We start from the raw sequence: 12,297 nt of genomic DNA on the forward strand, positions 1-12,297 counted from the left end.
TCTAAATTAATCGCTAAAGTTTTCGAAGAACACGCCGTTATTTAATGCTCTTTTGTTTTTTCGTCTTGTCACCATTTCAACAAACTGCGCGAACAGACTGAAGCTCCATCGACATCGTGGAGCCCAATGATGAATGTCAGCGTGCGCAGCTATTTGTCCCCGACGCTCGTTCTGCTTGCTTTCGATTGGCCCGAAGGCGGCACGCGCGAAGACTTTCTCGGTTTCGCCATCAAACGGACGCCGGGTTTTCTTTCCGTCGATGGAAAAGAACGTGAAGCCAGCAGTTGGCTGCCGAACCGGCTGACCTTCAAAGGCGCGGTGCCGGACACGCAGAAAGACGCGCCGACGAACGAAGCGCCCATTCAAAAATTCATGTGGTGGGATGCGCGGATCGACGAAGCGGATCGGGAGAAGTCGTTCACTTATCTCGTCTATCCCGTGGTCGGCACGCCGGAGGCGCTGCAATTGCTCGACGCGCAAAAAGGCGAATGCAAGCTGACTTTGCCGGCGCATAGGGAAGCGAACATCGGCACGTGGTTCAACCGCGCCGTGGTCAGCTCGCAGGCGTTCGCGCGTAAAGTCGCGGCGCTGCATCTGGCGCCGAACGCGGCGCCGCCGCCGGAGCAGGCATTGCGCCTGCGCACATGGCTTGCGAACGACTTGCAGGAAGTCTTCGCGCTGACGCTCGATCATGCGCATCGCGCGGCGTCGGCGGTTTATCACTTGACCGATCCGCTGTGGGCGATTCCCGCCTTCGAGGCGTTCGGCAAGAAGCAGGGCAAAGCGTCGCTCGCCATTGTTTATGACTCGCACGAAGTCTCGCAGAAGGGCAAGCCGCCGGCACCCTCGCCGAATCAAACCGCCGTCGATCAGCTCGCCGACGTCGCCACGTTCGCGCCGCGCGACAAGACGCACATCATGCACGACAAGTTCATCGTGGTGGACAACGGCAACGGCGAGGCGTCGCCAGCGCGGGTACTGACGGGTTCGGCCAACTTCACCACCGAAGGCATTACGGAGCAGGCCAACGTGCTTCATCTGTTCGATTCGCCGGAATTGGCCTCGCTCTACAGCGAACGCGCCAAGGCGCTCGCCGGCAACCCGACGATTGCCGCCACAGCGAAGCTCACGCCGGGCTGGTCCGAGCCGATTCAGATCGGTAGCGCGAAAGTGCGGGTCTGCTTTTCGCCGGAAGCGCAGGACTCGCGTTTGCAAATAGACACCATCGTCGACGCCATCGAAAACGCAGAACACTCCGTAGTCTTCTGCCTCTTCATGCCGACCGACGCGCCGCTGCGCGATGCCTGTTTCGCGGCCGGCGACAAAGGCCGGATGATGTTCGGCCTGGTCAATCACATCAGCCCGAAGTCGGCGGAAGCAGCGGAAGAGGCGGAGAAAAACGGGCAAATCGTTTCGACCACCGCGCTCGCCAATATGGAGTTGTATCACCGCGGCCGCGATAAGCGCGACGTGATCGACGCAGAGTATTTTTCACCGGCCACAGTGCCGGCAGGTTTCGAACCTGAGTTGCGGCTTTTTCCGGGCGAACATGCGCCGAGCTATGCGCCGGTCATCATTCACCACAAGTTTCTCGTCATCGATGCGGAAGGTCCGAATCCGATCGTCTACACAGGCTCAGCGAACATGAGCAACAACTCGGAACATTTCAACGATGAGAACTTGCTGGAGATCCGCGATCGCCGCATCGCCGGCACGTATCTCGCGGAATTTTTGCGGCTCTATGAGCACTACCGGGCACGCGCGTTGGCGATACGGCAGAAGAACGACGGCACGCATCAGCGTTTGATGCTGGCGCCGGATGGATCGTGGGCAAAGAAGTATTTCGTTGCGGACAGTCCGGAAGACAAAGCGCGGGTTGCGCTCGCGCACGGCGGCGATTGAACCGCGTTCGGGCGAACGTCAGGCGGTCGAAGCACGCGTCAGCGAATCGGCGGAAGATGCTTCGACGCCTCGCGCAAGGTGAGCGGCGAGATGATATCTCGGGAAGCCGATAGAAAATCGCTCACCGCCTCTGGCGCGTGTCGCGCGTAGTCTCGCAGTGCCCAGCCGATCGCCTTGCGGATAAAGAAGTCGCTTTCCGCGGCCAGCGAACGCGCGTAGCCGAACAGGCGATCTTCGTCCGTATGCGCGCGCCAGCCGAGTTGATGAATCATCGCGATGCGCCGCACCCACATGGATTCGTGCAGAAGCGCCGAGTCCATTGCGGCCTGGGCGTGCGCTTGCGGCGTCTGGACTCGCGCCGCTTTCAGCACGTCGCCGACCACGGCCGCGAGCGGGTCGATCGTATCCCACCACGAAGCGTGCTGAGCGATTGTCTGCAAATGCGCGAGATCGGTGACGGCAAGCGTCTTCCAGTTGCGCGCCAGCAGATCAGTCGCGACGTACTGGTATTCGCGCGCCGGCATCGTCCATAAGCGATTGGCGCATGCCAGCAAGTGTTCGGCGTTCTGCACCGGCAGCTGCTTGAAAACCGGCGTGACGGCTTGCCGCCGCAACGGCGTCGGCACACCGATAAAATCGAACTGATGACGCATATAGGCGCGCATGGCCAGCGCGCGTTCCGCATCGGCATGCGGGGCGAGCGCCGCCTTGATTTCCCTGGCGAAGGCGTGCGGCGTCATTGAGGAAAGCGCTCGACGTGAACTTCGCCACGTCGGCCGAAATACTGCACCTGACGTCCCGCGATCCAGACGAAGTAGCCGACACATCCCGCGGCCAGCGTTCGACGCACGAACTCGGCGTATTTGACCGCGCCGCTTTGCGCGCCGCGCACGGCCTGGTTGACGGCGTCGGCATCGAACGTATTCGCGACGGCGACGTCCGGCAGCGGCAACGCGATCACATGCGTCTCGCCGCCGGACGCGTAGTACGTATGCTCGCCGCGACGGTAATCGGTGAAATACGATTCGATGCCGGCCTCACCGAGCGCGCGCACCACGGAGCCGAAGTCGATCGTGCCGTTGTGCGAGCGTTGCGCGCAGTCTTCGGCAACGCGACGGCTTGCTTCATCGAGCTTGGCGGGCATGGTGATCTCCAGCAGAGTTGGGCATTTGAGCGATGGAAACAGAGATGAACCGTTAGCCGAATACTAGTTTCCTAGGAAATCACTGTCAAGTTGCCCCGTAAAACCAAGCGCTATGAGGACCTCGCCTTCCGCTCCCGAATTCCCTCACCTTTGTACATAAAGTGCGCGCACAGGTAGCGGTATTCTCACCTCGCCGGCTCCCGAATCTTCTCACCTGTACACTTTCAGCCCTGCTCCCAACCGCCGCTCAACACCTTGTACAAAGTCACGAGATTCGCCTGCCGCGACAGCGTATCGGTCGCAAGCTGCTGCTGCGCGGTGTAGAGCGTGCGCTGCGCATCGAGGAACGTGAGAAAGCTATCGGTGCCCGCCTTGTAACGCGCTTCGGCCAACGTGTAGTACCGCTGCGAGGACGCCACGTATTCGCGATCCGCCAGCACCTGATCGACATAGGTGGCGCGCGCCGTCAGCGCATTCGAAACTTCCTTGAACGCCGTCTGGATCGTGCTTTCATAGTCGGCGACCTCGATCTGCTTCTCGATCTTCGCGACATCGAGCGACGCCTTGTTGCTGCCGTAATCGAAGATCGGCACCGATACGCTCGGCGCAAATGCCCACGCTCCCGTGCCCGCCTTGAACAGACTCGAGAGCGTCGAACTCGACGTGCCGGCCGTCGCGGTCAGTTCGATCTTCGGAAAAAACGCGGCGCGCGCGGCGCCGATGTTTGCATTCGCCGCTTTCAACGCGTGCTCCGCCTGCACGATGTCCGGACGACGGGTGAGCAGCAGCGACGGCACGCCCGCACCGATGTCGGCGAACATCGACTCGTCGTCGAATGAGCGGGCAGGCGGGAGGTCATCGGGAATCGGCGCGCCGAGTATAGCGATCAGGTTGTTGCGATCCTGCGCGACAGCACGACGGTAAGACGCGAGACTCGCCTTCGCACTGGCCAACGAGTTCTCGGCCTGTTGCACGTCGAGCAGAGAAGAATTGCCCAACTCCTGGACGCGCTTCGTCACGTCGTAAGTCGACTGATCCGCCTTGACCGTATCTTCGGTCAACTGCAACAGGCGTTCATCGGACAGCAAGGTCAGATAGTCGGTCGCCACCGTCGCGATCAGGCTGATCTGCGTGCTTTGCCGCGACGCATCTGTTGCAAGATAGTTTTCCAGCGCCTGACGCTTCAGGCTCCGCAGGCGTCCAAAGAAATCGATTTCCCACGACGTCGTGCCGACGTTGAGGTCGCTGACACTACTCGTCACGCCTTGAGTCCGCTCACGAGTCAGGCTGCCGCTCGCGCTAATCGACGGCGCGAGCGCGGCGCGTGTGATGCGGTATTGCGCTTCATATTCGGCAACATTCAACGCCGCCACGCGCAAGTCGCGGTTGTTCGCCAGCGCGATTTCGATCAATCGTTGCAAACGTTCGTCGCGAAAGAAACTGCGCCATGCGGTATCGACGGCAAGCGGCGGTACCACGACGGTAGCGCTCGCGCTCTTTGCGACCGTGGCCGCAGCCGTGCTCGTGCTTTCGTACGCATCGCCTTGCGGATACGCCACCGCCACAGGCGCCGCCGGCCGTTCATAGTGCGGATCGAGCGTGCAGCCCGCGAGCACGGCGAGCGCAAACGCCACTGCACCGGCACCGAGTTTGAGTCTCATCATTCAACACCTTCCTGTTGCTTGGGGTCGCCGTGTTCGCCGAACAGGCGTCGCACGACGACGAAGAACACCGGCACGAAGAAAATCGCGAGCAACGTGGCGGCGATCATGCCGCCCATCACACCGGTGCCGATCGCATGACGGCTTGCCGAACCGGCGCCGCTGCTGATCACGAGCGGCAAGACGCCGAATATGAACGCGAGCGAAGTCATCAGAATCGGCCGCAGCCTCAGCCTGGCGGCTTCGACGGTGGCCTCGATCAGTCCACGGCCCTGCGCTTGCAGATCCTTGGCGAATTCGACAATCAGGATCGCGTTCTTGGTAGACAGACCAATGGTCGCGAGCAGGCCGACCTTGAAGTAGATGTCGTCGGAGAGCCCGCGGATATGCGCGCCCAGCACCGCGCCGAGCACGCCGAGCGGCACTACCAGAATCACCGCGATCGGAATGGACCAGCTCTCGTACAGTCCGGCGAGACAGAGGAACACGACGATCAACGAGATCGCGTACAGATAGATCGCCTGAGAGCCGGCGATGCGCTCCTGGTACGATTGCCCAGTCCAGTCGATGCCGTAGCCCGCGGGCAGTTTCTTGACGAGCGCGTCGACGGCGTCCATTGCCTGGCCCGTGCTGGTATTCGCACCGGTTTGCGCGGTGATCTCCATCGCCAGCGTGCGGTTGAAGCGCTCGATCTGCGGCGGCCCAAAAGTCCATTTGCCGGTGGCGAAGGCGGAGAAGGGCACCATCTCGCCGTCGTATCCGCTGGTGGTCGTGCTGCTGCTCGTGCTGCTTGTTGTACTAGCCGTACTAGTGCTCGTCAAAGTGGTGCTCGACCGCACATACCATCGGCCGATGTCGGACGGCATCATCCGGTACGGCGCGTCGGCTTGCACATAGACCTTTTGAATCCGCCCCGTATCGACATAATTGTTCACATACGACGAACCGAACGCGGTTTGCAACGTGTCGTTCACATCGGCAATGGAAAGCCCGAGCGCGCTGGCCTTCTCACGGTCGATGTCGACATGGAACTGCGGCGTGTCGTCGAGACCGCCGGGGCGCATGCCGGACAGCGCGCTGTCTTTGGCTGCGAGCGCGAGCAGTTGCTGACGCGCGGCCATCAGCTTGTCGTGGCCTTGGCCCGCGCGATCCTCCAGTTCGAAATCGAGGCCGCTTTGTGTGCCGAGTTCCTGAATGGCCGGCGGATTCAGCGCGAAAATCTGTGCGTCGCGCGTGGCCGCGAAGTGCATGTTGGCGTGCTGGATCAGCGCCGCCGCCGAGCCGTCTTTGCCGCGCCGGGTGCTCCAGTCCTTGAGCTTGACGAAGGTCAACGCGTTGTTCTGTCCGGAGCCGTTGAAACTGAAACCCGTCAGCGCGATGATCTTGTCGACCTGCGGAAGCCCGAGATAATAAGCTTCGACTTTTTTCACGGTCTCCAGCGTCTGCGCGGCCGGCGTGCCGACGGGCGTGGAAATCGACGTGATGATGATCCCCTGATCCTCGTCCGGCAGGTACGACGACGGCAGCTTCACGAAGAGCAACGCCACCACGCCCGCGATCAACACGTAAATCACCATGTAGCGCATCGGCTTGCCGATCACACGCGAGACCGCCGAGTCGTAGCGATCAGTGCCGCGCGCAAGCACGCGGTTGAACCAGCCGAGCACGCCACGCTTCGCTTGATGCTCGACGTCCGCGCGTCGCAGCAAGGTCGCGCACAGCGCTGGCGTGAGTGTCAGCGCGAGGAACACGGAGAGAAGCATCGCCGCGACGATCGTCACCGAGAACTGCCGGTAGATCGCGCCGGTCGAGCCTGAGAAGAACGCCATCGGAATGAACACGGCGATCAGCACCGTCGTGATGCCGACCAGCGCGCCGGTGATCTGCTTCATCGCCTTGCGCGTGGCTTCGACGGGCGACAGTCCTTCTTCGGCGATCAACCGCTCGACGTTTTCGACGACCACGATGGCGTCGTCCACCAGGAGGCCGATCGCCAGCACGAGCCCGAACATCGACAGCACGTTGATCGAAAAGCCGACCGCGGACATTACCGCGAACGTGCCGAGCAACGCGACCGGCACGACAATGGTCGGAATCAGCGTCGCGCGCAGGTTTTGCAAGAACACGTACATCACGACGAACACCAGCATTACCGCTTCGACCAGTGTCTTCACCACTTCTTCGATCGAGATCTTCACGAAGGGCGTGGTGTCGTACGGATAATCGACCACCACGGTGCGCGGCAACTGCCCGCTCATTTCGTCGAGCTTCGCGCGCACGGCCTTCGCCACGCTCATGGCATTCGCACCGCTCGCGAGCTTGACCGCGAGCGATGCGGCCGGCTTGCCGTTCAGGCGCGAGTCCGTGCTGTAGTCGTCGCCGCCCACCTCGACGCGCGCGACGTCCTTGAGCATGACCTTCGAGCCGTCGCTATTCACACGCAACAGAATCGCGCCGAACTGCGCGGGCGTGGTGAGCAGGCTCGATGCGGAAATCGTCGCGTTGATGGCTTGCGTTTTCGTGGACGGCGAGCCGCCAATCTGGCCCACTGAGAGTTGCACGTTCTGATTCGTGATCGCGCTGGTCACGTCGGCGGTGGTCAATCCAACTGCCTGCAACTTCACCGGATCGAGCCAGATGCGCATGGCGTGTTGTGCGCCGAACAGCGTAACGTCGCCCACGCCGTCGATCTGCGTGAGCGGGTCCTCGATTTGCGTCGCGATGATATTGCCGAGATCGATGGAATTCATGCTGCCGTCCGTCGACGACAACGACACGATCATCAGGAACGCGTTGGCCGCTTTCGCGACCTGCACGCCTTGCTCCTGAACCGTCTCCGGCAGCGACGAACTGGCCTGCTCGACCTTGTTCTGCACCTGCACCTGAGCGATGTCCGCGTTGGTGCCCTGCTGAAATGTCAGCGTGATACGCGCTTGCCCGGACGAGCTGCTGGTGGACGACATGTAGAGCAGGTGGTCGATGCCGCTCAGTTTCTGCTCGATCACCTGCGTGACGGTAGTCGCGATCGTTTCCGCCGACGCGCCGGGATATGTCGCGGTGATCTGCACGGAGACCGGCGCCACGCTCGGATACTGTTCGACCGGAAGCGTCTCGATGGAAGCGCCGCCAATCATCATGATGACGATGGCGATGACCCACGCGAGAATCGGTCGGTTGATAAAAAATCCTGCCATGAGAATCTCGCTTTAACTATGTGCTGCCGACGTGTTGTCCGCGGTGGCGGGCGTGCCCGATGCGCTCGATGCACCCGATGCGTCCGCCGCAGCGGGACTTTCGACCGGCTTGACGACCGCACCGGCGCGCGCATTCTGCGAGCCCGCGACGATCACGCGATCGCCCGCCTTGAGGCCGCTCGTGACGAGCCAGTCGCTGCCTGATGCGGTGTCGGCGGTCACGGCGGTTTTCGCGACCTTGTTGTCGGCGCCGACAGTGAGCACGCTGGCCGAGCCGTCCGACGCCCGCGAGACCGCGAGTTGCGGCACCGTGATCGCTTGCTGGTTCACGCCTTCTTCGAGTCGCGCGCGCACGAACATGCCGGGCAACAACACGCCGTCCGGATTGGGAAACACGCAGCGCAAGGTCACCGAACCGGTGGTGGCATCGACGGTGATATCGGAGAACAGCAGCTTGCCGGGTTGCGCATACGTGCTGCCGTCTTCCATCACCAGATGAACGACGGCGCCGTCGGTGCCAGACTGCTGCAATTGCCCGCTCGCGAATTCCTTCTGCAAGCGCAGCCAATCCGCCGAAGAGCGCGTGACGTCGAGATACATTTCCGTGGTTGCTTGCACGGTTGCGAGCGCGGTGGTCTGTTCGGCGGTCACGAGCGCGCCTTCGGTCACGCTCGATTTGCCGATGCGGCCCGCGATCGGCGCCACCACCTTCGTGTAACCGAGGTTGATCGCCGCGGTCTTCAATGCGGCGCGATCGGCGACCACGTCGGCTTTTGCTTCGTCCCATGCGGCGACGGCGTCGTCGTAGTCCTGGCGGCTGACGCCCTGGATCTTCGAGAGCTCGGCGTAGCGCGCGGCCTTGGTCTGCGCGGCGCTGGCCGTCGCCACGGCTTTGGCCAGCGTGCCGACCGCCTGGTCGTAGGCGGCTTGATAACTGGACGCGTCGATCTGATACAGCACGGCGCCGGCCGCGACTTGCGAGCCTTCGGTGAAGAGGCGCTTTCTGACGATGCCTTCAACCTGCGGCCTGACTTCCGCGACGCGGATCGCCGAGAGCCGCCCGGACAATTCAGTGCTCGACACGACGGTATGCGGCGTGATCGTTTCTACGCCGACTTCGGGAACCGATTGCATCGGCCCGTGAGACGCCTGTTCGCCGCAACCCGATAACATGAACGCGGCAGCGGCGACGGCTGCGGCAAGAAGCGTGAACGCGGGCGCACGCCGCGACCGTTCGACCGCGATGGAGAGAGTGGGCATGCTGTGAGCATCCTTCGACTGGATTCGACCAAGGGCCGTCGGACATGCGCCGTTCGCTCGCGAAGAGCCCACGCAGCGCCGCGCCGGCGGCAAGATGAGGCTCAGCATAGAGAGCAGCGTCTTACGGTGGCTTAGACAGGCATTACGGCGTGTAACGCAGTGAGGAGTAGTCGCGTGAAAGGGCGTGAAGGGACGCGCCAATTCGCGCCGGCCACTCGAACTGGCGCCGCTGCCGTAATAAACTGTAAGCACGGTTAAGAACCTGAAACCGTCGGCGCGGCGCGATTCGATATATTTCGACGAGTGACAGGCGCGCGCAAACGCCGTCAGTCAAATGTCCTCATCGATCAGGGCCCAGCCATGTCAGACACGCCCATCCAGGTTTTACTGGTCGACGACGACGCCGACCTTCGCGACCTGCTCCGAACTTTCTTCCAGCAGCGCGGCATCGAGATGTCGGTACTGCACGACGCCAATCACCTGGCTCGCCGGCTCGAACGCGAGCGCCCGTCCATCATCGTGCTCGATCTGATGATGCCGGGCATCGACGGACTCAGCGCGCTCAAGCAATTGCGCGCCAACGGCGACACGATTCCCGTGATCATGCTGACCGCGCGCGCCGACGGCGTGGATCGCGTGGTCGGTCTCGAACTCGGCGCCGACGACTATCTCGGCAAGCCGTTCATGCCGCAGGAATTGCTCGCACGCATTCATGCCGTGCTGCGCCGGCATGCGCAACCGGCGCCTGCCGCGGCAGCGCCGGTCGAGAAGCGCGAGCCGTTGCGCTTCGGCCGCTTCCGGCTCGATTTCGCGAGCCGTACGCTGTTTCGCGACGACGAGCCGCTCAAGCTGACCGGTAGTGAATACGCGTTGCTTGAAGTGCTCGCCCTGCATCCAATGGAAACACTGTCGCGCTCGAAGCTCGTCGATCTGCTGCACGGCCCGTATTCGGAAGTGACCGAACGCGGTATCGACGTGCCGGTGTGGCGCCTGCGCCGTCTGCTCGAAGAGGATCCGGCCAATCCGCGCCTGATTCAGACCCTACGCGGCACCGGCTACATGTTCGTGCCAGGCGGCAGTGACGATGACCAATCCCTTTAACACACTGTTTGGCCGGCTCTCGTTGATGACGGTGAGCCTGATCGTGCTGGTGCACATCACCGCCCTGCTGCTCGTGGACCGTGAGCGCGGGCAGATCGATACGGGGCACGCGCGGCAGGCGCTGCTTCTGGCGGTGCAGGCCGAACACGACGGCGCACTGGCCGCGTCGCACGTTTCGGCGATACTCGGCGTGTCGTATGTCAAGGCGGGCGATGTGATCGCGGCGGGCTGTCCCGCGCCATGTGAGAACACGTCGGGTCCATTCGAACGCGACCTGCGCGCGAAGTTGCCGACCGGCAGCCAGGTGGTGGCCGACGCCGATGACGGCACGGTGTGGGTGCATTACGCGGGCTACCCGGACTGGCTCAAACTGCGGAATTCGATGCTGCCCGCACGGCGCTTTCTCGGCGCATCGGCAACGATGCTAGTGCTCGCCGTGATCATCGCGTTGGTTGGCGCTTGGCATTTGCAGCGGCCCTTACATCGGCTCGCGCTTGCGGCACGCGAATTCCGCATCGACCATCGCGCGCCGGTCGTCGAGGCGAGCGGTCCGCGCGAGTTGAAGGAATTGATCGGCGACTTCAACCAGATGGTGCATGAGCTCGCGCAGGCCGGCCAGGAACGCGCGGTGATGCTCGCTGGCGTGGCGCACGATTTGCGCGCGCCGATTACGCGCATGCAGGTGCGCGCCGATCTGCTGCCCGACGAAGCGAACCGTCGCGGCTTTTTGCGCGATGCGGAGTCGTTGTCGCGCATCGTCACGCAGTTTCTGGATTTTGCGCGCGAGACCGCGGACTCCTCGCCGCGTACCAATGTCGACGCGCATTGCCGCCGTCATTACGGCGACAGTCTCGCCGACGATGCACTCGTGCGTCTGAATCTGCATGCCGGCGACGGGTTCGAGTTGCCGCTCGTCGACCTCGACCGGATTCTGACGAACCTGATCGAGAACGCGCTCACGTATGGCGAACCGGCGGTGGAAATCTCGACGTCGCGGCATAACGGCCGCTTTACGCTCGAGGTGCGCGATCACGGCGGCGGCATTCCCGGCGGTCAGCTCGACCGCGCGCTGCAGCCCTTTGTGCGGCTCGACGAAGCACGCAGCGGCGATGCGCATTGTGGCTTGGGCCTTGCGATCGTTCGTCGTCTGGTGCGCTATAACAGCGGCGCTTTTCATGCGGATAATGCGGCCGACGGCGGGTTCGTGGTGTCGATGACGTTTCCGGCATAGTTGCTCGCGTAGTTGCGTAGACGAGTTGTTCGCACGATTGCCGTGCGTGAATTCAACGCGCGGCGTGCAACGGTCAGGCTCGAGCGGCGTTGCCGGGAACGACGATCGCGCCATGAGGCCCATCTCCCCCACCGGGGCCGCCGCCGGGACCACCGTGACCTGGACCGCCGCCGCCCCAACCCGGCGGCGGTCCCCACCAGCATCCGCTCAAGGTTGCGCTCAAAGCGGCCAGCGTCGCGATTGCCAATAACTTCTTCATGCTTTCTCCCTTCGATGAGTCTATGGTCACGTCACGTCGTGGTCCGTGCCTGGAGTGACGACGTTGCGTGTCATGCGCAACTTATCAAGCCGCGAAAGATCTTGTTTTACGAAGCCGTTACAAGCTCGGCGGTAAATGGCGCTTGCCGCGAAACGCGTGAGCGGGCGTGTCGCCCGATGGCGCGGACGACGCGGCTTTTTGCAGCGTCGCGCGGGCGAGCTGATACGTTCACGCTTTGTTTGTATATGGAAGACGATGTAAGCAGATGGGCGGTATCGACGCAGCGTCGATGCGCTTCGAGGTGAGGCGCCTCGGCGTTTGATGCATCACCGTTGGCGCTATGAATAGAACTCCCTGGAAATCCTCACCTTATCTTCGGTGCGAACTCAGCGCGACGATGACTCACCTCCTGGAATCGCTCACCTTTTGCCGCGTTATCTCCTGGAACGGCTCACCTTGACGTCTTTTGTTTATGATTAAGGGTGCGGCTCACGCTCCTGGGACTGCTCACCTCTGTGCGAGTTTGAGCTGTTCGCCTCCTGGAA

9 protein-coding genes are annotated in these 12,297 nt (G+C 62.4%); 3 read left to right on the plus strand and 6 right to left on the minus strand.

The genetic code is table 11. The annotated features are described in order from the left end of the window. Positions 1–129 precede the first annotated feature (129 nt). Positions 130–1,902, plus strand: a complete 1,773-nt coding sequence (locus tag BPHYT_RS34575; RefSeq protein WP_012428771.1) for a phospholipase D-like domain-containing protein — start codon at positions 130–132, stop codon at positions 1,900–1,902. Positions 1,903–1,940: 38 nt separating this feature from the next. Here BPHYT_RS34575 and BPHYT_RS34580 read toward each other — a convergent pair whose 3' ends face one another. The 5 genes from BPHYT_RS34580 to BPHYT_RS34600 all read right to left on the minus strand — a co-directional run bounded on the left by BPHYT_RS34580 (position 1,941) and on the right by BPHYT_RS34600 (position 9,161). Then, positions 1,941–2,642, minus strand: a complete 702-nt coding sequence (locus tag BPHYT_RS34580) for a DNA alkylation repair protein (RefSeq protein WP_012428772.1) — start codon at positions 2,640–2,642, stop codon at positions 1,941–1,943. Then, positions 2,639–3,046, minus strand: a complete 408-nt coding sequence (locus BPHYT_RS34585; protein ID WP_012428773.1) for a DUF1398 domain-containing protein — start codon at positions 3,044–3,046, stop codon at positions 2,639–2,641. The genes BPHYT_RS34580 and BPHYT_RS34585 overlap by 4 nt, the downstream gene beginning before the upstream one ends. Positions 3,047–3,270: 224 nt before the next feature. Further along, positions 3,271–4,710, minus strand: coding sequence for an efflux transporter outer membrane subunit (locus BPHYT_RS34590; protein ID WP_012428774.1), 1,440 nt, complete (start codon positions 4,708–4,710; stop codon positions 3,271–3,273). After that, positions 4,707–7,901: an efflux RND transporter permease subunit gene (locus BPHYT_RS34595; protein ID WP_012428775.1), complete on the minus strand. Its 3,195-nt coding sequence runs from the start codon at positions 7,899–7,901 to the stop codon at positions 4,707–4,709. Before BPHYT_RS34595 ends, BPHYT_RS34590 begins: the two co-directional genes overlap by 4 nt. 12 nt (positions 7,902–7,913) lie before the next feature. After that, positions 7,914–9,161: an efflux RND transporter periplasmic adaptor subunit gene (locus BPHYT_RS34600; RefSeq protein ID WP_012428776.1), complete on the minus strand. Its 1,248-nt coding sequence runs from the start codon at positions 9,159–9,161 to the stop codon at positions 7,914–7,916. A 360-nt stretch (positions 9,162–9,521) separates the two neighbouring features. On the opposite strand from BPHYT_RS34600, the gene BPHYT_RS34605 reads away from it, so the two are divergent. Next, a complete protein-coding gene (locus BPHYT_RS34605; RefSeq protein WP_012428777.1) occupies positions 9,522–10,262 on the plus strand; it encodes a response regulator in 741 nt (246 codons plus the stop codon). After that, positions 10,246–11,493: an ATP-binding protein gene (locus BPHYT_RS34610; RefSeq protein WP_012428778.1), complete on the plus strand. Its 1,248-nt coding sequence runs from the start codon at positions 10,246–10,248 to the stop codon at positions 11,491–11,493. The genes BPHYT_RS34605 and BPHYT_RS34610 overlap by 17 nt, the downstream gene beginning before the upstream one ends. A gap of 73 nt (positions 11,494–11,566) precedes the next feature. Here BPHYT_RS34610 and BPHYT_RS37745 read toward each other — a convergent pair whose 3' ends face one another. Then, positions 11,567–11,752, minus strand: a complete 186-nt coding sequence (locus tag BPHYT_RS37745) for a hypothetical protein (RefSeq protein WP_012428779.1) — start codon at positions 11,750–11,752, stop codon at positions 11,567–11,569. Positions 11,753–12,297: the final 545 nt, after the last annotated feature.

Origin of the sequence: Paraburkholderia phytofirmans PsJN, from assembly GCF_000020125.1 — a bacterium.
Lineage (GTDB): Bacteria > Pseudomonadota > Gammaproteobacteria > Burkholderiales > Burkholderiaceae > Paraburkholderia > Paraburkholderia phytofirmans.

Coding starts and splice junctions, on each gene's coding strand:
- BPHYT_RS34590 (WP_012428774.1), bottom strand. CDS start 4,710: ATGATGAGACTCAAACTCGGTGCCGGTGCAGTGGCGTTTGCGCTCGCC.
- BPHYT_RS34575 (WP_012428771.1), top strand. CDS start 130: ATGAATGTCAGCGTGCGCAGCTATTTGTCCCCGACGCTCGTTCTGCTT.
- BPHYT_RS37745 (WP_012428779.1), bottom strand. CDS start 11,752: ATGAAGAAGTTATTGGCAATCGCGACGCTGGCCGCTTTGAGCGCAACC.
- BPHYT_RS34585 (WP_012428773.1), bottom strand. CDS start 3,046: ATGCCCGCCAAGCTCGATGAAGCAAGCCGTCGCGTTGCCGAAGACTGC.
- BPHYT_RS34610 (WP_012428778.1), top strand. CDS start 10,246: ATGACCAATCCCTTTAACACACTGTTTGGCCGGCTCTCGTTGATGACG.
- BPHYT_RS34600 (WP_012428776.1), bottom strand. CDS start 9,161: ATGCCCACTCTCTCCATCGCGGTCGAACGGTCGCGGCGTGCGCCCGCG.
- BPHYT_RS34605 (WP_012428777.1), top strand. CDS start 9,522: ATGTCAGACACGCCCATCCAGGTTTTACTGGTCGACGACGACGCCGAC.
- BPHYT_RS34580 (WP_012428772.1), bottom strand. CDS start 2,642: ATGACGCCGCACGCCTTCGCCAGGGAAATCAAGGCGGCGCTCGCCCCG.
- BPHYT_RS34595 (WP_012428775.1), bottom strand. CDS start 7,901: ATGGCAGGATTTTTTATCAACCGACCGATTCTCGCGTGGGTCATCGCC.